22 protein-coding genes are annotated in these 21117 nt (G+C 49.3%); 10 read left to right on the top strand and 12 right to left on the bottom strand.

Features of this window, described 5'->3' with window-relative positions; translation table 11 throughout:
• Positions 1–95: 95 nt before the first annotated feature.
• Positions 96–1172, top strand: coding sequence for an NADH:flavin oxidoreductase (locus BM292_RS03935; RefSeq protein ID WP_092855487.1), 1077 nt, complete (start codon positions 96–98; stop codon positions 1170–1172).
• Positions 1173–1244: 72 nt separating this feature from the next.
• Here the strand turns inward: BM292_RS03935 and fadR are convergent, their stop codons facing one another.
• A complete protein-coding gene (gene fadR / locus BM292_RS03940) occupies positions 1245–1955 on the bottom strand; it encodes a fatty acid metabolism transcriptional regulator FadR (RefSeq protein ID WP_092855489.1) in 711 nt (236 codons plus the stop codon).
• A gap of 186 nt (positions 1956–2141) precedes the next feature.
• Here fadR and dsbB point away from each other — a divergent pair, with 186 nt between their 5' ends.
• Complete coding sequence (gene dsbB, locus BM292_RS03945; protein WP_092855491.1) at positions 2142–2663, top strand: disulfide bond formation protein DsbB; 522 nt, start codon at positions 2142–2144, stop codon at positions 2661–2663.
• Here dsbB and BM292_RS03950 read toward each other — a convergent pair.
• The 10 genes from BM292_RS03950 to yoaA all read right to left on the bottom strand — a co-directional run bounded on the left by BM292_RS03950 (position 2660) and on the right by yoaA (position 12183).
• A complete protein-coding gene (locus tag BM292_RS03950; protein ID WP_092855493.1) occupies positions 2660–3118 on the bottom strand; it encodes a YcgN family cysteine cluster protein in 459 nt (152 codons plus the stop codon). The two genes, dsbB and BM292_RS03950, sit on opposite strands and share 4 nt — an antisense overlap.
• 3 nt (positions 3119–3121) lie before the next feature.
• Positions 3122–3766 carry a fumarylacetoacetate hydrolase family protein gene (locus BM292_RS03955; RefSeq protein ID WP_092855495.1) on the bottom strand — a complete coding sequence of 215 codons (645 nt, stop codon included), beginning with the start codon at positions 3764–3766 and terminating at the stop codon, positions 3122–3124.
• 6 nt (positions 3767–3772) lie between these two features.
• On the bottom strand, positions 3773–4732 hold the full coding sequence (locus tag BM292_RS03960; RefSeq protein ID WP_233340228.1) for a lytic murein transglycosylase: 960 nt from the start codon (positions 4730–4732) through the stop codon (positions 3773–3775).
• A gap of 38 nt (positions 4733–4770) precedes the next feature.
• Positions 4771–5052 (bottom strand): YcgL domain-containing protein, encoded by a 282-nt coding sequence (locus BM292_RS03965; protein WP_092855499.1) that lies wholly within the window; start codon positions 5050–5052, stop codon positions 4771–4773.
• 2 nt (positions 5053–5054) lie between these two features.
• On the bottom strand, positions 5055–6188 hold the full coding sequence (gene rnd, locus BM292_RS03970; RefSeq protein ID WP_092855501.1) for a ribonuclease D: 1134 nt from the start codon (positions 6186–6188) through the stop codon (positions 5055–5057).
• Between the two features lie 3 nt (positions 6189–6191).
• Positions 6192–7871 carry a long-chain-fatty-acid--CoA ligase FadD gene (fadD, locus tag BM292_RS03975; protein WP_092856890.1) on the bottom strand — a complete coding sequence of 560 codons (1680 nt, stop codon included), beginning with the start codon at positions 7869–7871 and terminating at the stop codon, positions 6192–6194.
• Between the two features lie 79 nt (positions 7872–7950).
• A complete protein-coding gene (locus BM292_RS03980; RefSeq protein ID WP_092855503.1) occupies positions 7951–8862 on the bottom strand; it encodes an alpha/beta fold hydrolase in 912 nt (303 codons plus the stop codon).
• Positions 8863–8885: 23 nt separating this feature from the next.
• On the bottom strand, positions 8886–9458 hold the full coding sequence (locus BM292_RS03985) for a Slp family lipoprotein (RefSeq protein WP_092855505.1): 573 nt from the start codon (positions 9456–9458) through the stop codon (positions 8886–8888).
• Positions 9459–9556: 98 nt separating this feature from the next.
• A complete protein-coding gene (tsaB, locus tag BM292_RS03990; RefSeq protein ID WP_092855507.1) occupies positions 9557–10261 on the bottom strand; it encodes a tRNA (adenosine(37)-N6)-threonylcarbamoyltransferase complex dimerization subunit type 1 TsaB in 705 nt (234 codons plus the stop codon).
• Positions 10258–12183, bottom strand: coding sequence for a DNA repair helicase YoaA (gene yoaA / locus BM292_RS03995; protein WP_092855509.1), 1926 nt, complete (start codon positions 12181–12183; stop codon positions 10258–10260). Before yoaA ends, tsaB begins: the two co-directional genes overlap by 4 nt.
• A 427-nt stretch (positions 12184–12610) precedes the next feature.
• Between yoaA and hisG the strand changes: the two genes are divergently transcribed.
• From hisG to hisIE, 8 genes are read left to right on the top strand one after another with little or no spacing between them, the layout of a single operon-like run.
• Positions 12611–13519: an ATP phosphoribosyltransferase gene (gene hisG / locus BM292_RS04000; RefSeq protein ID WP_092855511.1), complete on the top strand. Its 909-nt coding sequence runs from the start codon at positions 12611–12613 to the stop codon at positions 13517–13519.
• Between the two features lie 3 nt (positions 13520–13522).
• Positions 13523–14821 (top strand): histidinol dehydrogenase, encoded by a 1299-nt coding sequence (gene hisD, locus BM292_RS04005; protein WP_092855513.1) that lies wholly within the window; start codon positions 13523–13525, stop codon positions 14819–14821.
• On the top strand, positions 14818–15912 hold the full coding sequence (gene hisC, locus BM292_RS04010) for a histidinol-phosphate transaminase (protein ID WP_092855515.1): 1095 nt from the start codon (positions 14818–14820) through the stop codon (positions 15910–15912). Before hisD ends, hisC begins: the two co-directional genes overlap by 4 nt.
• Positions 15909–16994 carry a bifunctional histidinol-phosphatase/imidazoleglycerol-phosphate dehydratase HisB gene (hisB, locus tag BM292_RS04015; RefSeq protein ID WP_092855517.1) on the top strand — a complete coding sequence of 362 codons (1086 nt, stop codon included), beginning with the start codon at positions 15909–15911 and terminating at the stop codon, positions 16992–16994. Before hisC ends, hisB begins: the two co-directional genes overlap by 4 nt.
• The gene (gene hisH / locus BM292_RS04020; RefSeq protein WP_092855519.1) at positions 16991–17608 is read left to right on the top strand and encodes an imidazole glycerol phosphate synthase subunit HisH; all 618 of its coding nucleotides are present in this window, start codon (positions 16991–16993) and stop codon (positions 17606–17608) included. The genes hisB and hisH overlap by 4 nt, the downstream gene beginning before the upstream one ends.
• Positions 17589–18326: a 1-(5-phosphoribosyl)-5-[(5-phosphoribosylamino)methylideneamino]imidazole-4-carboxamide isomerase gene (gene hisA, locus BM292_RS04025; protein ID WP_092855522.1), complete on the top strand. Its 738-nt coding sequence runs from the start codon at positions 17589–17591 to the stop codon at positions 18324–18326. Before hisH ends, hisA begins: the two co-directional genes overlap by 20 nt.
• The gene (hisF, locus tag BM292_RS04030) at positions 18308–19084 is read left to right on the top strand and encodes an imidazole glycerol phosphate synthase subunit HisF (RefSeq protein ID WP_092855524.1); all 777 of its coding nucleotides are present in this window, start codon (positions 18308–18310) and stop codon (positions 19082–19084) included. Before hisA ends, hisF begins: the two co-directional genes overlap by 19 nt.
• A 21-nt stretch (positions 19085–19105) precedes the next feature.
• On the top strand, positions 19106–19720 hold the full coding sequence (gene hisIE, locus BM292_RS04035; protein WP_092855526.1) for a bifunctional phosphoribosyl-AMP cyclohydrolase/phosphoribosyl-ATP diphosphatase HisIE: 615 nt from the start codon (positions 19106–19108) through the stop codon (positions 19718–19720).
• Here hisIE and BM292_RS04040 read toward each other — a convergent pair.
• A complete protein-coding gene (locus BM292_RS04040) occupies positions 19711–21108 on the bottom strand; it encodes an MATE family efflux transporter (protein ID WP_245751804.1) in 1398 nt (465 codons plus the stop codon). The genes hisIE and BM292_RS04040 overlap by 10 nt on opposite strands.
• Positions 21109–21117 lie beyond the last annotated feature (9 nt).

The following is a 21117-nucleotide window of genomic DNA, read 5'->3' on the forward strand; positions in this document are numbered from 1 at the left end:
GCCGTTTTTTTATGCCCACCGTCCTGATCAATATTCTTGAAAATCACGTAATCATCCCCACTGAAGTTATATAACTTATTTAAAAGTGAGGGCTTATGTTTATTGATGTACCCAATCGTTTTACCGTCGCACCAATGACCCGTACCAGTGCCGATGAGCACGGCGTGCCAACCGCAATCATGGGTGATTATTACGAGCGATTTGCCAAAGGTGGTTTTGGTTTGGTCATCACTGAAGGTGTGTACACCGATGATCGCGCGGCTCAGGGCTACGTGAATCAACCTGGCATCATCAATGCGGCGCAAGCTGATGCATGGCGAGGCATTGTTGAGCGTATTCACGCGCAAGGTAGTAAGGCGATTATGCAATTGATGCATGCCGGAGCCCAGATGCAGCACAATAACTTTGTCGATCAGCCAATTGCACCGAGTGCGGTGGAACCGAAAGGTGAGCCTCTGAGTCTTTATGGCGATGTTCCGGGTTGGTTAACTCCGAAAGAAGCCTCACTGAGCGATCTTGAACATGCCTTAAATGGCTTTGTCGCGTCCGCTAAAAAGGCCGAAGAGATTGGTTTTGATGGCGTTGAGCTGCATGCCGCCAACGGTTACTTGTTAAACGAATTCTTAAGTACTCATTTTAATCAACGTGAAGATGAGTTTGGTGGGTCACTCGATAAGCGTATTGCTTATGTCGAACGCGTAGTACGTGCGGTACGCAGTGCTGTAAGCGATGACTTTGTCGTGGGTATTCGCATTGGCCAAATCACCGTAACCGACAACGAATATCAGTGGCCAGAAGGTGAAGCAGCTGCGGTACGCCTCGTACGCGTGCTTGCTGAAGCTGGCGTTGATTTTATTCACACCACGGATACTACGGTTGACCGTAAACCATTTGCAGATGGTAGCGATAAAACATTGGCAGAAGTGGTTGCAACAGAAACCAACGTAGGGCTAATTATCAACGGTGGCATCGATGAATCGAACTATGCCGATTATGCGGCGCAGTTCCCGAACGCCCTGTTGGCTCTTGGTAAAAAAGCTTTAGCCAATCCAGATTTCCCAGAGCGTTTCAAAAACGGCGGAACGATTGCGGATCTAGATTTTCAGATGTTGTTGCCTAAAGCTACGTTAGAAAACGAATGGAAGTGGCGTGAAGCGCAAGGCGTTGAATAACGCCTTGCCGACTCTAATGCGTTGTAGTGTCGAGTAACAGCCGTTACTCGACCAATGCTTTATTGAACAAATTTATTCGACCAAATTGTCAGGAATATCACCGCGCATGCTATGCCAGATACGGCCTGACTGATAACCATATTCCCGCACTAATAAAACAGCGTCATCGCGGCGCGAATCAGCTGCCATTTCACTCAAGTCAGCGTAATACTTGCGAGCTAATTTACGCGCATCGTCGTTGGAGAAATAGAAGTTACCAATACGCGAGTACAAGCCTTTAAAACCATTGAGAACGAGTACGTAAATAGGATTACCAGAGGCCATCGCTAAATCATGGTTTAAGCGATAGTCATACTGACTAAAGGCTTCGGCAGAATCTTCGAGCGTTTCGGCTTCTTTCAATAGCTCAACCACTTTTTCTGGCGCGTTGCGAACCGCTTGACGAATATAGATAGCACTAATATTGGTGCGAGCAGACAATAACTGGTCAACCAATTCTGGCATACCGTCTTCATCAAGGCGTGCCAGTGTTTCAAGAATATTGAGACCAGAAGTTTCCCAGAAGTTATTCACGCGAGTCGGTTTGCCGTGCTGAATGGTTAACCAACCATCACGCGCTAAACGCTGCAACACTTCGCGCAAGGTCGTACGGGTAACACCAATCAGTTCGGACAACTCACGCTCTGCTGGTAAGATAGTGCCGGGTGCAAAATGCCCGTTCCAGATTGATTTTACGATGTATTCCTCGGCAAAACCTGCTGGACTTTGTGCCTTAATAATCATGAAGTGGCCTGTGTTTTGAATAACGTTACCTAAAGTAGGGTTACTATTTGTTATAATCCGTTGCCTGATTCTACCAGTCTTTTCAATGGTCGGACAAGTTTTGTAAAGCTTCTTAACCCAATCTTATCGACAATCAATTTAGGCTCAGGTATCGTTCTTGGCAAATTATTATAAGGCGGTGATTTTATGCTAACTTTTTTGGCCAAACTTCCAACACAGCGGCGCGCGTGGGCAATCCTCTCTGCATCATGCTTTGCATTGTTAGCGGCAGCTCTATTTTTTCAATACCAACTTGGCCTTGAACCTTGCGTGAAGTGTATTTATCAACGCACGGCAGTATTAGGTATCGGTTTAGCCGCACTCATTCCATTGTTTGCACCGCAACTGTTCATAACTCGTCTAGTGGGTTATAGCGGTTGGCTTGTGGCGGCCATTTGGGGCTGGCTGATTGCGCGTGAACACCTCGAAATTCAAAACTCGGAAAATTCTTGGTTTATTGTTTGCGATACCTTTCCAAATTTCCCAAGTTGGATGCCATTGCATGAATGGTTCCCGAACTTCTTTGCCGCGCCTGGACAGTGTGGAGAAATCGACTGGCAGTTTGTCGGTTTGAGTATGCCGGGTTGGATGCAGATTATTTTCGCAACTTACACCGTGATTGGCGTTGCTGTGGTATTAGCGCGCTTGGTTCGATTCAAATCGCTTTAATTGGTGTCGCGTAACGGCCACGTCACAATGCGAAGTTCCAGATCTTCTTCGACGGTATCTTCACTATCGACGAGGCCCGTAGCGCTCATTCCCGCCGCAATCATTGGCTCACGTGAGCCGTCATGGTACAACGGATGCCACGAAGCAAGCCCGCGTCCCTCCGCTAACCGCCGATAGGCACAGCTGGTTGGCATGTAATCCAACTCATACACATTGTCAGGGGTAATGACGACGCAATCCGGTACATGTTGCTTACGATTGGGATAATCGCGGCACTGTGCTGTTTTTGTATCCAACAGGCGACAGCTGACGTCGGTATAGTGAATCACCTCTTCGGCGTCAGCTTCATCAATGAGTTTGTGCAGGCAACATTTACCGCAACCATCACAAAGACTTTCCCACTCTTGGTGGGTCAGTTCGGTGAGTGCTTTTTCTTCCCAAAAATAACCGCTCATGGGTTACTCGGCCGCGCTGACGTTGCCGGTCCATTGCCATTGCTGGTTATCGTTCTTGAGGGTCAGTTCCAATGCGTCGTTTAAACCAAGTGCCGCAACCCCTGCCGGAGTTCCAGTTAACACAACATCGCCTGGTACTAACGTAAATTGTTGTGAAATATCCGCGAGTAAATCGGCAATCGAAAAAATCATCTCGCTTGATTTGCCCTGCTGACGCAGTTCGCCATTCACCTTCAAGGCGATTTCGAAATCGCTTTCCGGGTTAAATTCGACGCGCCCTACCATGGGTCCAAGAACACAAGAGCCATCAAATGCTTTCGCTCGTTCCCACGGCTGTCCTTGTGCTTTTAACTCGCTTTGTACTTGGCGTAAGGTTAAATCCAGCGCAACGCCATAACCTGCAATTGCTTTAAGCGCCTGTTCTGACGTTGCTTTGCGTAGTGGGATTCCAATGTATACGGCCAGCTCGATTTCATGCTGACATTCGCCTTGGTCGGTCGGAATGCGCACCTCTGGCAACCGTGTAATCGACGACGGCGGCTTCATAAATAACAGGGGCCGAGTCGGCACTGGGTTATTTAATTCTGCCGCGTGGTCCAGATAGTTACGGCCGACACAAACGATTTTACTTGGCGGTTGTAATCCCATGCCAGCTTACCTCGGGAAACGAATACGATCAGACAAGTAACCGACCGCAGCCACAAAATAATGCGAGCGGTTCCAACGCATCAACGCGTCGTAGTTGTTGTAGGCCAAGAATACGCGGCCTTGCTGGTCATCAGGAATCACCACCGACGCTTCAATATCGTCACGAACCGGTAAATCCCCGCCATCGTAACGACGCACACCTAAAGCTTGCCATTCTGCTAATGGCTTTTTCACTTTCAATGATGCCAATTCAGCATCAAAGTCTTCTGGTAATTGAACTTGGCGCCCCCAGGTCACGTCATCACGCCAGCCTACTGATTTCAGGTAGTTGGCAGCTGATGCGAACACATCACCCTGCGAGCCCCAGATATCTTTACGACCATCGCCATCGTAGTCCACAGCGTATGACATAAACGAGCTTGGCATAAATTGCGCTTGACCCATGGCGCCTGCCCACGAACCTTTCATTTGGTCAATTGGAATATGGCCTTCTTGAACAATCGTCAGTGCGTGCCACAGCTCTTTTTTGAAAAACGCTTCACGGCGACCTTCATATGCCATGGTGGTTAATGCTGAAATTACGTCCATGCCGCCAGTGAACGATCCAAAGTTAGTTTCAATGCCCCACAGTGCCACTATAAATCGTGGTTGCACGCCATATTCAGCGCCGATCTTTTCTAACAGCTCACGATGCTCAGCGTACATTTCAACCGCTTTCTTCGCCTTCCACTCAGGTACCGCGCGCGGCAAATAGGTATCCAGCGTCAACTTAAATTCTGGTTGATTACGATCTGCCTTCACTGAGCGCTGATAAAACTGTACATCGGCGAATGCGGTTTCTAACGTTTCCGCGCTGTAACCATCAGCAAGCGCTTCTTGTTTGATTTGCTCAACGTAAGCGGCAAAGCCTTCTTCACCTTTCTCTGCCTTTTCTTCTTGCGCCAGCGCCTGCCATGGCAACGCCATCAACACAACCGCTAAGGTTAAACTACGGACTACTTGAATCATGACGCAGACTCCTGTTGTTGTTTCTTGTGCGCATCCAATAAGCTTTCTTGTTTGGGTGGCATCTGCAAATAAAATCCCGCTTCGTTGAGATGCTCAGTGAGCTCCTCAACCGTTAATCGTGCTAACTGGCGCTCAGGTGTGAGTGCCATTGTCATCACATGTATAGGTTGACCAAAGCTTTTCTGCAAAGGTTCAGGGATTTTTGTAAAGTCCGCAGGATGCGGCATGTAAAGATAGGTATCAGCCCGACGCGGGCTACGATAAATCGCACACAACATGATTAACGATCTCGCTGTAATATCGCTTCCAAAGATGCTTTCAGCTTAGCCCCTCGCCAGCTCCGGTACAAGTCAGGGGGCGACAGGTCAGACTTGGCAATAGCAGGTACTTGCCATTCCCAATGAATCACATCATTGATCTGGCGGCGCGAAGCGATAAGCCCCGGCTCAACGTTTAACTCTTTCGCTAAACTCGCTACCGCTTGCTTAATGGCGTTAAATACCGGCTTATATCCACGCATATCGGTTAAGCGCTCAAGTGGTGCTGGTAAGCTTTTTGAGGCTTGCCCTGTCCGTACCGCGGCTAACAACGATTCACCGGCATAACGAACCGTTACGGGCGACAAATCAGTAATGCCTCGTAGATGTCCAAGGTTCTGCGGCATCCGTCGCGCCAGCTCAAGTAACGTATGATCTTTCGCCACGAAGCCCAACGGAATATCAGATTTTTTCGCGCGCTCCAATCGCCACGCCATCAACTCACGCAACACAGCCAGTTGCTGTTGATTGCATTGCCAAGCGTTACCGAAGAATAAATACAGCCACTGCGGCGGCACCTGCTGTGCTCGACGAATGACTTGCTCAGCGCTTTCGGCTTCCACTAAAGCGATTTTTTCTGGGCTTAATTCGGCGCGCAAACGCGGATAAATATCATGTAGGTAATAGACGTCAGCCGCAGCATAATCCAACTGCTCGGCTGACAATGGACGCTGCAACCAATCAGTGCGCGACTGTGATTTATCTAACTCAACTCGATAGTAATGGTTCACCATAGCCGCATAACCCATGGCTTCTCCATGTCCAGCAAAGGCTGCAGCAATTTGCGTATCGAAAATATGAGTCGGAATCTGTCCCATATTTTGGGCCAAGATTTCGTAATCTTCACCGCCGGCATGAATCACCACATGCACATTGGGATCTTTTAGCAATTGCCAGAATGGTTCAAGATCAACACCCGAAACCGGATCGATTAAGACAAGGTGATCGCCTGCGCGCACTTGCAGCAAACCTAAACGGGCATAGTACGTGCGCGTACGGACAAATTCGGTATCGAGAGCAAGGTAAGGTGCTTGCCGAGCTTGCTCGCAGAAAGCGAGCAAGTCAGCGTTAGTGGTAATGAGCTGAAATGGCAACATGCGTTATTTTGATTTTGCCTCTTCTTCGTCACGAAGTTCACGACGTAGAATTTTACCAACGTTGGTTTTTGGTAACTCGTCGCGGAATTCAACGAGCTTCGGAACCTTGTAACCCGTCATATTTTCACGAGCGTAAGTAATCAGCTCTTTTTCCGTTAAGCTTTGATCTTTGCGCACCACAAATATTTTCACTTGCTCGCCTGATGCCTCGTGTGGCACACCAACAGCAGCAACTTCGAGTACTTTCGGATGATCCGCAATCACGTCTTCAATTTCATTTGGATAAACGTTGAAACCAGAGACCAAAATCATGTCTTTTTTACGATCCACGATTTTAAAGAAGCCGTTTTCGTCCATCACACCGATATCACCGGTTGCAAACCAATCGCCATCTTTCATGACTTTTTCAGTTTCTTCTGGGCGGTTCAAGTAGCCAACCATGACTTGTGGGCCACGCACCTGAATTTCGCCCGGCTCGCCTTGCGCCACTTCTTTACCGGTTTCAGTATCGACAATACGCACCTCAGTTGACGGTAATGGAATACCGATAGTGCCATTGTAATGTTCGATGTCGGTTGGGTTAACAGTCACAACGGGCGAACATTCGGTTAATCCGTAGCCCTCGAGCAAACGTGATTTGGTGACGCGTTCCCAATGCTCAGCAACTGAACGCTGCACTGCCATACCGCCACCTAAGGCAATTTTCAGGTGTGAGAAGTCTAAATCTTTAAAACCCTCAGCATGTAACAGGCCATTAAATAGCGTGTTCACCCCAGAAATCATCGAGAATGGATACTTCTGTAACTCTTTCACGAATGCTTTCATATCGCGTGGGTTGGTAATCAGAATATTACGACCACCGTGCTTCATAAAGGTGAGGCAGTTCGCTGTTAAGGCAAAGATATGATACAGCGGTAACGCCGTCACAATGGTCTCTTCACCGTCATTCACCAACGGAGCGACAATGGCGGACACCATCTCAAGGTTCGCAACCATATTGCGGTGCGATAGCATCGCGCCTTTCGCTAGCCCTGTCGTGCCGCCGGTATATTGTAAAAAGGCAAGATCGTCACCGCTCATTTCCGGGCGCTGATAAGTGGCTTTTTCACCTTGGCTTAATGCAGTGCGGAAGTTCACGGTATTCTTTAATGAATAGCTCGGAACCATTTTTTTGACGTATTTGACAACGGCATTCACTAACCAGCGTTTCGGTGCCGGTAGCATGTCGCCAATCGCGGTTAAGATAACTTTTTCAACTGGCACATCAGCTTCAACTTTCTCAAGCGTATGGGCAAAGTTATCAAGAATAACAATAGCTTTGGCATTGGCGTCAGATAACTGGTGCTTTAATTCGCGTGGGGTATAAAGCGGATTGACATTAACGACGACTAAGCCGGCGCGCAGTGCGCCGAATAAGGCAATTGGATACTGCAACAAATTCGGCATCATAATCGCCAACGCATCACCTTTTTGAAGGCCTTGCTGTTGCAGATATGCAGCGAATTGACGCGAAAGTACGTCAAGTTCGTTAAAAGTTAGTTCGGTATCCATATTAACGTAGGCAACTTTGTCACCATAGTTTTGGATACTTTGCTCGAAAATGTCGACCAGCGAATTAAAATGGTCCGGATCGATAGTCTCCGGTACGCCAGCTGGATAACGTTTAAGCCAAATTTTATCCACGCGCTTCATGCTCCTGAACAATTTATGTCATTTTTATATGTTAATAACGCGCAATCATCGCATATCCGACCAGTGTTGCCTAGCCGTTGTGTGCACGAATCATCTGTGATAATGCGCCAATAATCGCACTTGGCTGCTCCATATGCACGTGATGTCCACCTTCAACTTCGCTGACCTCAAGCTGCGGCACAAACTGCTGCCACTGCTGTAGCGCTTGCTTGAGGCGTTGATGCCCCGTGCTGCCCAAAATCACCTGAAACGGACATTCAATATGTTTTAATACGTCGGCAATTTGTTCTGCGGTCAATCTAACGGGAGATTTTAGTCGTAATTGCCCATCGGCGCGAAAGCGAAAGTCGTTCTCGCCCAGTTGCTCGATACCCCGTTCGACCAACAGTGCCGCCAGTTCGCGGCTAAAATCGCCAGCGTGTTTGCGCGCCATTACTGCGGTTGCTAAATCGCGATAATGAGGACGATGCTTGAATTGTTGCTGCCAGCGGCTTTCAAAGCCTTTGCGTAAATCCTCGGTCGTTTCACTGGCCTCGGACGCGAGTAAACCGAACGCCTCAACCGCCAATAACAACTTAACTTTTTGCGGTGCAATACCGGCAAACATGTTGGCCACGTATGCGCCCATTGAGTGCGCGAGAATAGTTACTTGCGGCCATTGTTGCTGTTCACAGATATGCCAGAGATCATAAACATAATCCATAAACGGATAATAATTGCCTGCCGGACGATGATCACTGTGCCCATGCCCCGCCCAATCAAGTGCAATAAGCTGAAAACGTTCAGCAAGCGGACTTTCTAAAAATGCTTCGGCTATCGGTAGGAAGCTATAGGCGTTATCGAGCCAGCCATGCAATGCCAGTAGCGGTTCACCGTCGCGTTTGCCCCAGCTTAAACCACGAATAGTGCCCCATGGCACCTCAAAAGAAACAGGCTCAGCATGATGCCGAGCCTGTTGATATTGCAATGTTTGTTCAGTCATTGAATCTTACTGCTTCCGTTTAATTAATTATCTTTCGTCGGCTTAGGACTTTTATCCATGACTGGGCCTGGATAATAAATGCGGCGCGGATACGTCGGTTGTGAATACCAATAATGACGATACCAGAGCGCATCATAATTCACTTCTAAGCGCGTTGGCTCTTTACGAACCGGCCATAGATATTTGCTCGACACGTTCAGTACTGGGAATAAATAGGTGTATTCATCAATGGCACCGGTTTCTGGCTCGCCAATGGTGCCAACAAACGTCACTGAGCTGCCTTGCTTCCAGACCATTGGATCAACGAAACCGTTTATTTTCGCACGAAAACGGCCTTGGCTTTGATCGCTAGTCAGTGGGCGCCCCCAGCGTTGTAGATCAAAGTTAACCACTTCAATCACCGTGCCTGCATCTGAATTCCGTACTTCGGCAATGACACCACCCCATCGCGCTGTTTGACCAACAACCGCTTCGGGCTGTTCTAATGCGGCTGAATACGGGGCTAATTGCGCGTCATCGGCAACTTGAAGTGCATCAGGAAATGATGAACAAGCGCTGAGCATTAAAGCTGAAAATATGGCGGCAATGCGTTTCATAATCGGTACCTCACTGACTTTTCAATGCGTGCTAGCTTACTGCTAGTTATAGCACTTTGATTAAATTTATGCTCAGTAAGTTCCGGTGTTTTAGTGATTTATTCACGCCCCGGCAACTTTTTCCAAGCCACTTCATTACGTACATACAACGGCTCAAGATCGGCGGCATCAACTGCTTTACCGTGAACCAACGCCCAGTGCAACATATCTTCCGCCAGTGGCAGGGTAACCTCATCAAGTACAGTCACTTGCTGCGCAGGATTAAGCGCATCCGCATAAGCCTGCCAACCAGTACCCGCGCCCATAACTTCACCAACGCCAGCTACCTCAGTCCACCAAGGTTGCGCACTCATATCTGCCAACGGCGCCATCTGCTCTGGAGCCACCTGCTCTGCCATGCCTTGTACGTTGCGAAACGGTGCAACGTACACTTCTTGCATGCGCGCATCGATAGCACTAATGACGACTTGTGTATCGTGCTTGCGAATTGCTTGTTGCGCGAGAGCCGTTAATGTACTGACGGGAAAAACGGGCAAAGTGTGACTAAATGCCAAACCTTGTGCGATAGAAACACCAATTCGTACGCCGGTAAAACTGCCAGGACCGTGGCCAACCACCAACGCATTAACGTCCGCGAGCTTGATGTTCTGCTCATCTAATACTTCTTGCACAAAGCCTAGAATGCGTTGTGAATGCTCACGTGGGGTAATCGCAGCACGACTGACAACTTTGTCGCCAACCTTCAGTGCTACTGAGCATTGTTCGGTCGAAGTATCGAGGGCTAAAACCGCATGTAAGTTCACTCTGCATTCTCCAAAGAATCTAAAAAATCTAGTGCGACCGTAAAGTCACGAGTACGGCGCATTGTTGGCAAGCTTTGCAAAAATATTCCGCCATAAGGTTTGGTAACCAGTCGCTGGTCACAAACAATCAGCACGCCGCGATCATCGGCATCACGAATCAAGCGCCCTGCGCCCTGCTTTAGCGCGATAATGGCTTGCGGCAATTGTACCTGAGCAAACGGGTCAACTCCACGCAAACGACAGTCTTCAACGCGCGCTTGCAGAAGTGGATCATCGGGGCTCGCAAACGGTAATTTATCGATAATCACGCAGCGCAACGCATCGCCACGAACATCAACGCCTTCCCAAAAAGAGGCGGTACCGAGCAATACGCCGTTGCCACTGGCAATAAACTGCTGCAACAGTTCCCGCTTACTGGTACTGCCTTGCACAAACAGCGGTCGGTCCGTCTTTTGTTCAAGTTGCTGTGCAATCATCTGAAGCATGCGATGGCTAGTGAATAAAACAAAGGTGCCACCGGTGTGATTGTGTTCAATCACTTGCTCGACGATGCTCAGCAGACTTGCTGGCATTTCACGCTCATGTGGCTGTGGGAGATAACGCGGCAAACACAACAGCGCTTGTTCGGCAAAATTAAACGGGCTGGCTAAACACAATGTTTCGGCATGGTTGATACCCAATTGCTCGGTGAAGTGACGAAAATCCTCGCCTACCGCCAGTGTTGCAGAGGTAAATACCCACGCCATATCGCTACGCTCGAGATAACCACCAAACTTCTCCGCCACACTCAATGGGGTTTGATGCAAGGTAACTTGGCGCGCTGTGGTTTCGAACCAAAAGCTATAGCCGGTGCGGCTCACATCCTGCAGCTGTTCCCACTTATGCAAAAATTGCACACAACGTTCATAGGCGTTGTCGAGGTCTTGGTGACGCCCCAGTGCACTTTTACACACTTCTCGTAAAAACGTGAGGTGTTCAGCGACAACATCCGCTGCCAAACGCACTGCCGGTTGTTGTGCAAACTGACGCCAATTACCGCGCATGGGATCTTTGGGGAACACTAACCGCCAGTCGTTCAAACTACCCAGTAACTTATCCGCGGCTTTATCGAGCTGACGTAAATCTTTCACTTCGGTTAGATATAAAACTTTCAGTTCATGCGCCAGCTCTTGTAGCTGTCGGCTCGATACCGCCTCACCGAAATACTGGCTGGCAATATCAGGTAATTGGTGTGCTTCGTCAAAAATCACCGCATCGGCTTGCGGCACCAATTCACCGAAACCGACGTCTTTTAATGCCATATCGGCAAAGAACAAATGATGATTGACCACCACCAAGTCCGCATCCATGGCACGTTTGCGGGCTTTGACGAGGTAACAATCGTCGTACTCTGGGCAATCACGACCTAAACAGTTATCCACTGTACTCGTCACGGTTGGCAGAATGGCGGCATCTTCTTGCAGAATATTAATGGTACCAACGTCACCATCATCGGTTCGCTGCGCCCACTTTCTGACTTCGACCAACTGCCCTTGTAGTTCTTTACTTAATTCACCACTGTGTGCAACCGCCTGATTCATACGATGGATGCACAAATAATTCGCGCGCCCCTTTAACAACGCAACCATCTTTTTCGGGGCTAAGGCATCCCGTAGCGCAGGCAAATCGCGATGATACAACTGCTCTTGCAGCGCTTTGGTTCCGGTCGAAATAATGGCTTTACCGTCATCGAGTAATACCGGCACTAAGTAAGCGAATGTTTTACCTGTTCCAGTTTCAGCTTCAACCACTAGTTGCGACTTTTTTGCCAGAGTGCGCTCGACTGCCGATGCCATTTCGCTTTGTGCAGCGCGCGGGCGAAAGCCTTGCAAGGTGCGCGCTAACACGCCATCTGCTTGAAATTGTGAAGTTACGTTAGACATGAATTGGGTTCGAAATTAATGATGCGACAAATGTAACATAAAACCGAAGAGCGTTGTTCGTTGTTCGTGCGCTTCGCTGTTCGTGCGTTTCACTGTTCGGTAGATACATCCTTCGAATTAAAATAAAAATAAAATATACAACTTGATACAAGAAATTATAAAACATCAATATATTAAAGGTTGATAGCGAAGTTATTTTCTATACAATTATCACATCTAACAGCGAAGCGTACGAACAGCGAAGCGCACGAATCACGAACAGCGAAGCATACGAACTTATGTTTTTAAAGCAGCACCACCATCACATACATCCGTGTTAGCCCAGAAATTCTCTGAAGGCTAACTCAATTATTTGGGGCTGCCTTCACTGATTTCATAACGAACCCCGCAAGGCGCCCTTTGCGGGGTTTTTTATTAGGAGTTTTACATGGTAGTCGACAAAAATTCACAGCGTTTAACCATCGCCATTCAAAAATCTGGACGTTTAAGTAAAGAATCCATTGCCTTGCTGCAGGCGTGTGGATTCAAGTTTAGTTTGCACGAGGCACGATTGTTGGCGCACAGCAGTAATCAACCGGTCGACCTGCTCCGTGTACGCGATGACGATATCCCTGGCTTGGTTATGGATGGTGTCGTTGACCTTGGCTTGGTTGGCGAAAACGTACTTGAAGAAGTGCGTTTAGAGCGCCAAGCGACGCAACTCGCTTGCAAAGTACAACGTTTACGCGCGCTGGATTTTGGTCAATGTCGCTTATCAATCGCCGTCCCCAAAGAAGAAGCTTATGGCGGCATCCAAGATCTCGATGGCAAGCGCATCGCCACCACTTATCCGTACTTGCTACAAAACTATTTGCAACAACGCGGCGTATCAGCCAATAACGCCATTCTAACCGGTAGCGTTGAAGTGGCGCCACGCGCTGGGCTTGCCGATGCCATTTGTGATTTGGTGTCAACGGGCGCAACACTGGAAGCGAATGGCTTGGTGGAAAAAGAAGTGATTTTCCGTTCACAAGCGCAATTAATTCAACGCCCGGAACCGTTGTCAGCGGCGAAGCAAGCCATTGTTGATCAGCTATTACCACGTATCGATGGCGTGCAGATGGCGCGTGAAAGCAAATACATCATGCTACACGCCCCGGTTAAAGCCCTTGAGCAAGTGGTTGAGCTATTGCCAGGTGCAGAGCGTCCTACCATTTTGCCTTTAAGCCACACCGATGAGCTTGTCGCAGTGCACGTGGTAAGCACTGAGAAGTTGTTCTGGGAAACCATGGAAGAGTTGAAGGAAATTGGGTGCAGCTCGATTTTAGTGCTGCCTATTGAGAAGATGATGGGGTAACGCATGCGCGCATTTCAATGGTCACAACTTACCGACCAACAGCAAGCCAAACTCTTGGCACGACCGGCTCAAAGCCAGTCTGCCGAGCTGCAACAACAAGTGGCGGCAATTATTGAAGCGGTCGCCAGTGAAGGCGATGCCGCGGTGCTACGGTACACCCGTCAATTTGATTGTGAGAATTTGAGCGAACTACGTTATAGCGAGGCGCAAATCGCTGAACGCGCAGCACAGCTCTCAGCTGACGTGAAGCAGGCGATTGATACTGCGTATGAAACGATTCGCACCTTTCACCTGCAACAACAGCCGCAAGATATTAGCGTGGAAACTGCGCCGGGTGTCGTCTGCACACAACGCTTCGAAGCACTAACGGCCGTTGGTCTTTATATTCCCGGTGGTACGGCCGTATTGCCATCCACCGCATTGATGCTTGGGGTACCGGCGCAAATCGCCAATAATCCACGCCGCGTTTTAGTAAGCCCACCAGATAGCAACGGCGAGCTCAGCCCGGCTCTGATGTACGTTGCGCAAAAATGCGGTATCACCGAAGTGTATCGCTGTGGCGGCGCTCAAGCCATTGCCGCGCTTGCTGTCGGCACGCAAACGATTGCGCCAGTGGCGAAGATTTTCGGCCCAGGTAATAGCTACGTCACGGCCGCCAAGCAACAGGTCGCCCAGCGTAGCGGCGGTCCGGCCATTGATATGCCGGCGGGCCCATCCGAGTTATTGGTGATTGCTGATGATACCGCTAATCCTGCTTTTGTGGCGGCTGACTTACTGTCGCAAGCGGAACACGGCGCTGATTCACAAGTGATTTTGGTCAGCCCAAGTGCAGCATTAATTAGCGCAACGCAAAGCGCCCTTGAGCAACAGCTCGAAGTATTACCGCGAGCAGCGACAGCGCGCAAAGCACTCGAGCAAAGCTCATTGATTCAAGCTGATTCGCTTGAGCAAGCTTGCGAAATCAGCCAGCGGTATGCACCTGAACACTTATCGGTGCAATTAGATGACGCCGAGCAGTATTTGCCGCAACTCACCTTAGCTGGCTCGATTTTTGTTGGCCACTACACACCTGAGTCAGGTGGTGACTATGCAACAGGAACCAATCATGTGTTGCCCACTTATGGCTTTGCACGGAACTACAGCAGCTTAGGTTTGTTAGATTTTTATCGTCGCTACACCACGCAAACGGTATCGAAGCAAGGTTTAGCGCAACTCAGTAAAGCCATTATTACCTTGGCTGAAACTGAAGGCTTAAGAGCGCACGCGCGAGCCGTTAGCATTCGTTTGGAGAATCAGTCATGACAGTAGCGGCATCTTTACAACGCGCACACTTAGCAGCGTTAACACCTTATGCGTCAGCTCGACGCAGTATGAGCGGTGGCGCGGTTTGGCTGAATGCGAATGAAGCCCCAGCAACACCGGCTCTAGCTACAAACGAAACACAGTTGAATCGGTATCCGAGTTTTCAAAGCTCGGCGCTCAATCAAGCTTATGCAAACTATGCACAAGTGAATGTCGAGCAAGTACTCAGCTGTCGAGGCAGCGACGAAGCCATTGATTTATTGATTCGTAGTTTCTGCGAGCCACAGCAAGATGCGATTATGATCACCACCCCCACGTACGGTATGTACGCTATCAGCGCGCAAACTCAAGGTGCCGGTGTGATTGATGTGCCATTGACTGCTGCTGCGGATGGCACCTTGCAGTTGAATGTCGATGAGATGCTTCGTGCCTTCAATAGCAGTCAACAGCAAATTAAGTTGGTGTTCGTATGCAACCCATCCAACCCACTTGGCAATAACGTCAATTTAGCGGAGCTCGAGCACTTGATTATCGGCGTGGGTGAGCAAGCTTTGGTTGTTATTGACGAGGCTTACATTGAATTTGCCGCACAAAGTAATGTGCAACCGCTTAATCACATCACGCAGTGGCTCGCGAAGTATCCACAACTGGTGGTGATGCGTACGTTATCAAAAGCCTTTGGCCTGGCGGCGATACGATGTGGTTTTGCTATAGCAAACACCGACATCATTGAGGTGCTTCGCAAAGTGATTGCGCCGTATCCAATGCCACAACCCTGTTTAGATATTGCAGCGCGAGCCCTATCTCAGGAAGGGATTTCAGCGATGCAACAAGCACTTGCGACCACGACTGCGCAACGCCTCGCGTTTATCCAAGCGATTGCAGCGAAGCCGTGGGTGAAAAAAGTTTGGCCAAGCTGCACCAACTTCGTGCTGCTGGATGTCGAAAATGCCGAGCAATTGGTTGAGCAATGTCGCCTCGGCGGTGTGTTAATTCGTAATCAATCATCGCAGCGCGGACTCGACAATAGTGTCCGAGTAAGTATCGGTAGCGAAGCCGAAATGCAGCAGTTAATGGAGGTATTGCCATGAGTTCAGCCAGCCCACAGAAAATTTTGTTTATTGATCGCGATGGTACGCTGGTTGAAGAACCGCCGATTGATAAGCAACTCGATAGTGTTGCTAAGTTGGTCTTTGAACCACAGGTGATTCCAACTTTGTTGGCACTACAAAATAGAGGCTACCGCCTCGTGATGGTTTCAAACCAAGATGGTTTAGGAACCGATAGCTTTCCGCAAGCAGACTTCGATGCGCCACATGATTTAATGATGGCAATTTTTAACTCACAAGGCGTGCGCTTTGATGACGTGCTCATTTGTCCGCACTTTGATGAGGATAATTGTTCGTGCCGTAAACCAAAGCTTGGTTTGGTGCGTGACTATCTCATGCAAGGCAAAGTTGATTTTACCGATTCTTACGTGATTGGTGACCGTGATACCGACATGCAGCTTGCTGAAAATATGGGGATTCAAGGCATTCGTTATGACCGCAACGAGAATAATTGGCAAGCCATTGGGCATACGCTGATTCAACGTCCACGGACTGCTGAAGTAAAGCGCACCACGCGCGAAACCGATATCAACGTCGCTGTTGATCTCGATAAGTCACAACCGATTCGTATTCACACCGGTATTGGCTTTTTTGACCACATGTTGGAGCAAATTGCTACGCACGGCGGCTTCTCCTTGGCGCTTGAGGTGAAAGGCGATTTGCATATTGATGAACACCACACGGTTGAAGACACTGCCTTAGCATTTGGCCAAGCACTGCGTCAGGCGTTAGGTGATAAGCGTGGTATCGGTCGTTTTGGTTTTGCCCTGCCGATGGATGAATGTCGTGCTGAGTGCTTAATCGACTTGTCGGGTCGCCCATACTTGCAGTGGCAAGCCGAGTTCAGCCGCGACAACGTAGGCGAGCTCTCAACGGAAATGGTCAGTCACTTCTTCCGCTCGCTCAGCGATGCGATGGCGATTTCACTTCACTTGAGCACCACTGAAGGTAATGCGCACCACCAAGTCGAAAGCTTGTTCAAAGTTTTCGGGCGCGCGTTACGGCAAGCGATTGCTCGGGGCGCGAGTGACGAACTGCCATCAAGTAAGGGAATGTTGGCATGAGCGCAGCAAACTTAGTCATTGTCGACACCGCTTGTGCGAATTTGAGCTCAGTTCGCTTCGCGTTTGAGCGCCTCGGCGTCAAACCAGAAGTGACAGCCGATGCCGCAAGTATTGCAGCGGCGGATAAAGTGGTTTTACCGGGCGTAGGCACCGCTCAAGCAGCCATGCGTAATCTACAGAAACTTGAGTTGGTGGAAACCTTGCAAAATCTGCAACAACCCGTGCTCGGTATCTGTCTCGGCATGCAGTTGCTCACCGACTGGTCAGCGGAAGGTGAAGTGAACTGCTTGGGAGTTATTCCAGCGCAAACAGTACGTTTGCAAGCCGGCGACTTACCGTTGCCGCATATGGGTTGGAACACCGTGACTGCCGTGGGCGACAACCCGCTTTTGAAAAATATGGATGCTGAAGCTTGGTTCTATTTTGTGCATAGCTTTGCCGTGGCCAAAGACCAATCAACCATCGCGCAATGCCAATATGGCCAAGAGTTTGCCGCGATGATTCGCCACCACAACTATTTTGGTGCGCAATTTCACCCAGAGCGCTCTGGTAAAGCTGGTGCGCAACTATTGAAAAATTTTTTGGAGTTAACTGATGCTGATACCCGCGCTTGATTTAATTAACGGCGAAGTTGTGCGTTTGCAGCAAGGTGACTTTGCTCGCCAGACAACCTATTCGAGTAATCCATTAACGTTGGTTAATGCCTACGAAGAAGCTGGCGCACAATGGTTGCATTTAGTTGACCTAGATGGCGCGCGCGACACCTCGAAGCGCCAACTCGAACTGCTGAAAAATATTACCTCGAATACCAACATGAATGTTCAAGTGGGTGGCGGCATTCGTACGCAACACGACCTCGAGCAATTATTCGCAGCGGGTGTGCAACGCGCCGTTGTGGGCTCAGTTGCGGTGCGTGAACCGAAACTGGTACAACATTGGCTACAAGAATTCGGTCCCGATGCGATTGTGTTAGCGCTCGATGTGAACATTGATAACCAAGGCGTGGCTTATGTGGCCACCCATGGCTGGCAAGAAACTTCGAATACCACGCTAACCGAGCTGATTGATAGTTATTTACCCTTTGGCTTACGTCATGTCTTGTGTACTGATATCAGTCGCGACGGGATGCTCACTGGCACCAATGTTGCGTTATACGAACAGCTGAAACAGCAATACCCGCAGCTCCAAGTACAAGCGTCAGGTGGTGTCGCTAGTCTCGATGATTTGACGGCGCTACAAGCGATTAATTGTGACTCAGTAATTCTCGGTAAAGCCTTACTGACTGGCAAGTTTACCTTAACGGAGGCTCTGCAATGCTGGCCAAACGCATAATTCCATGCCTTGATGTTCGCAACGGTGAAGTGGTCAAGGGCGTGCAATTTCGTAATCACGAAGTTATTGGTGCAATCGAACCATTAGCTGAACGCTATGCGCAAGCTGGTGCCGATGAGCTGGTGTTTTATGATATCACCGCAAGTTCTGACGCGCGTGTGGTCGACAAATCTTGGGTTGAACGCATTGCTCGACTCATCGATATCCCGTTCACCGTTGCCGGTGGCATAAGTTCAGTTGCCCAAGCACAAGAAATCTTAGCTATGGGCGCAGATAAAATATCCATCAATTCCCCTGCCCTGCGCGATCCAAACCTGATCAATACGCTGGTCGAAGAATTTGGGCAGCAATGTATTGTGATTGGTATTGATAGCTTCTATAACGCTGAAACCAACACCTATGAGGTATTTCAATTCACCGGTGACGAAACGCGTACGCAAAAAACCGCGTGGCAAACTCGAGACTGGTTGCGTGACGTTGTCGCGCGTGGCGCTGGTGAAATCGTGTTGAACTGCATGAACCAAGACGGTGTGCGCAAAGGCTACGATATTGAGCAACTGCAACTAATGCGAGCGGATTGTCCTGTACCGCTGATTGCCTCTGGTGGCGCCGGCAGTATTGAGCATTTCGAGCAAGTTTTTGAACAAGCGGATGTTGACGGTGCCCTCGCCGCTTCGGTATTTCATAAAGGGATTATCGAGATCAAGACATTAAAGCAATCACTACAGCAGGCAGGCATTGCCATCAGGCCAGTGTAATCTGGTGCCAAGGAGAACAAGATGCGGATTAATCAATCAAACATCGATTCAGTCGATTTCGCCAAAGGTGATGACTTGCTGCCGGCGATTGTTCAGCACGCGCTAAGTGGTGAAATTTTAATGCAAGGCTACATGAACGCAGATGCCCTGCAGCAAACCTTAGATACGCAACAAGTGACGTTTTTTAGTCGCTCTAAGCAGCGGTTGTGGACCAAGGGCGAGAGCTCAGGCAATACGCTTGCGCTGGTTAGCGTGCACACCGATTGTGACCAAGACAGTTTGCTCGTGTTGGTCAAACCGACAGGCCCGACGTGCCACTTGGGCACCCGTAGTTGCTTTTCCGATGCCCAATCACAGCCGATGTTACAACGCTTGATGGATATCATTGAGTCACGTCGCGGTGCGCCAGTCGATAGTAGCTATACCGCATCGTTATTTGCCGAAGGCGTGAAACGAGCTGCGCAAAAAGTTGGCGAAGAAGGTGTTGAGGTGGCACTAGCAGCTGCCGCCGGCGATGATAAAGAGTTGCTCAATGAAAGCGCGGACTTGCTGTATCATTTGATGGTGACACTGGCAGCCCGCGATTTAAGTTTGAATGACGTGCTTGAGGTATTACATCAAAGGCATCAGTCTTGAATTGTTGCTGACTCACTAAAGTTTGCTGCATGAGCGACGTTATAACGGCGACTGACAACTAGCAGTCGCCAGCTTAACAACACAGCAGCGCAGCTTAAGCCAATAATAAAGCCAATCCACATGCCTGCCGCACCCATCGCCGGCACAATCCAATCGGTTAATGACAAGATAACACCCAAGCTTAAACCAAATGGCCAGTACGATACGAAGGTAATAAACATCACCACTTTGGTGTCTTTATAGCCCCGCAAGGTTCCCATCGCGATCGCTTGGAACGTATCTGAGAGCGTGAATATCGCCGCTAAGCCCATTAAGGTTGCCGCCAACTGAATCACCGCTTGGTCGTCAGTATATAAGCCAGCAAGCCACGCACCCGCTAAATACATGATCACACCGTTGATTGCGGCAAACGTCATACCATAAAACGTTGCCAATTTATGGCTAAGCATGGCATTCGCAGGATTACCTGCGCCGAGGGCAAAACCGACGCGCAACGTCACCGCCATCGACAAACTCAAAGGCACCATGTAAACCAATGAGGAAATATTCAAGGCAATTTGGTGACTGGCCACCACGGTTGCACCCAGTGGCGCAATAACCAATGCCGCTGCGGCAAACAGACTCACCTCGAAAAACATCGAGGTCGCGATTGGGAAGCCAATTCGAACGATATACCAAATGTCGTCCCAATTCGGCGCATGAAAGGTTTTAAAAATTGCCAATTTCTTGAAGCGCTGTACCACGGACACGTACACCAGCATGCCCAGCGCCATCACCCACAAAACGATTGCGGTGGCAAGGCCACAACCAGCACCACCTAGGGCCGGCATACCAAACTCACCGTAGATGAAGATGTAGTTCACCGGAATGTTAACGATGAGGCCAAGCACACCAATGATCAGTGACGGTACGGTATGCGAGAGGCCTTCACAGAAGTTGCGCAGCACCATATACAAGACCAGCGCCGGAATCCCGAAGCTGACATAAAACAGGTAATCAAGCGTCACCCGACGAAACTCATCTTCGACAGACATGGCGTTAAGAATAACTGGTGCGGCTTGTATTACCGCAAAACATAACACCCCACCAATCATGGCTGTGTAGATGCCCTGTTGCACCATATTGCCGACTTTGTGGTGCTTTCCAGCACCATCAAAATGCGAAATGATCGGCGCCAGTGCCAGCGCAAGCCCCATAATAATTAGCGTCGACGGCACCCAAATACTACCCCCAACAGAAACGGCGGCAAGGTCAGTCGCACTCACACGACCGGCCATTAAGGTATCGACAACGCTCATCAACATTTGTGTCAATTGCGCGATCAGAATAGGGCCAGTGAGTCGAGCCAGCTTGATTGACTCAGTCCACCAATGATTGGGTTGTTGCACGTCTGTACT

Origin of the sequence: Pseudidiomarina tainanensis, from assembly GCF_900115255.1 — a bacterium.
In the GTDB taxonomy this organism is placed as follows: Bacteria; Pseudomonadota; Gammaproteobacteria; order Enterobacterales; family Alteromonadaceae; genus Pseudidiomarina; species Pseudidiomarina tainanensis.

Bases quoted from the DNA above. Each gene is read 5' to 3' on its own strand.
- BM292_RS03935 (WP_092855487.1), top strand. From the start codon at position 96: ATGTTTATTGATGTACCCAATCGTTTTACCGTCGCACCAATGACCCGT.
- fadR (WP_092855489.1), bottom strand. From the start codon at position 1,955: ATGATTATTAAGGCACAAAGTCCAGCAGGTTTTGCCGAGGAATACATC.
- dsbB (WP_092855491.1), top strand. From the start codon at position 2,142: ATGCTAACTTTTTTGGCCAAACTTCCAACACAGCGGCGCGCGTGGGCA.
- BM292_RS03950 (WP_092855493.1), bottom strand. From the start codon at position 3,118: ATGAGCGGTTATTTTTGGGAAGAAAAAGCACTCACCGAACTGACCCAC.
- BM292_RS03955 (WP_092855495.1), bottom strand. From the start codon at position 3,766: ATGGGATTACAACCGCCAAGTAAAATCGTTTGTGTCGGCCGTAACTAT.
- BM292_RS03960 (WP_233340228.1), bottom strand. From the start codon at position 4,732: ATGGCGTTGCCATGGCAGGCGCTGGCGCAAGAAGAAAAGGCAGAGAAA.
- BM292_RS03965 (WP_092855499.1), bottom strand. From the start codon at position 5,052: ATGTTGTGTGCGATTTATCGTAGCCCGCGTCGGGCTGATACCTATCTT.
- rnd (WP_092855501.1), bottom strand. From the start codon at position 6,188: ATGTTGCCATTTCAGCTCATTACCACTAACGCTGACTTGCTCGCTTTC.
- BM292_RS03980 (WP_092855503.1), bottom strand. From the start codon at position 8,862: ATGACTGAACAAACATTGCAATATCAACAGGCTCGGCATCATGCTGAG.
- BM292_RS03985 (WP_092855505.1), bottom strand. From the start codon at position 9,458: ATGAAACGCATTGCCGCCATATTTTCAGCTTTAATGCTCAGCGCTTGT.
- yoaA (WP_092855509.1), bottom strand. From the start codon at position 12,183: ATGTCTAACGTAACTTCACAATTTCAAGCAGATGGCGTGTTAGCGCGC.
- hisG (WP_092855511.1), top strand. From the start codon at position 12,611: ATGGTAGTCGACAAAAATTCACAGCGTTTAACCATCGCCATTCAAAAA.
- hisD (WP_092855513.1), top strand. From the start codon at position 13,523: ATGCGCGCATTTCAATGGTCACAACTTACCGACCAACAGCAAGCCAAA.
- hisC (WP_092855515.1), top strand. From the start codon at position 14,818: ATGACAGTAGCGGCATCTTTACAACGCGCACACTTAGCAGCGTTAACA.
- hisB (WP_092855517.1), top strand. From the start codon at position 15,909: ATGAGTTCAGCCAGCCCACAGAAAATTTTGTTTATTGATCGCGATGGT.
- hisH (WP_092855519.1), top strand. From the start codon at position 16,991: ATGAGCGCAGCAAACTTAGTCATTGTCGACACCGCTTGTGCGAATTTG.
- hisA (WP_092855522.1), top strand. From the start codon at position 17,589: ATGCTGATACCCGCGCTTGATTTAATTAACGGCGAAGTTGTGCGTTTG.
- hisF (WP_092855524.1), top strand. From the start codon at position 18,308: ATGCTGGCCAAACGCATAATTCCATGCCTTGATGTTCGCAACGGTGAA.
- hisIE (WP_092855526.1), top strand. From the start codon at position 19,106: ATGCGGATTAATCAATCAAACATCGATTCAGTCGATTTCGCCAAAGGT.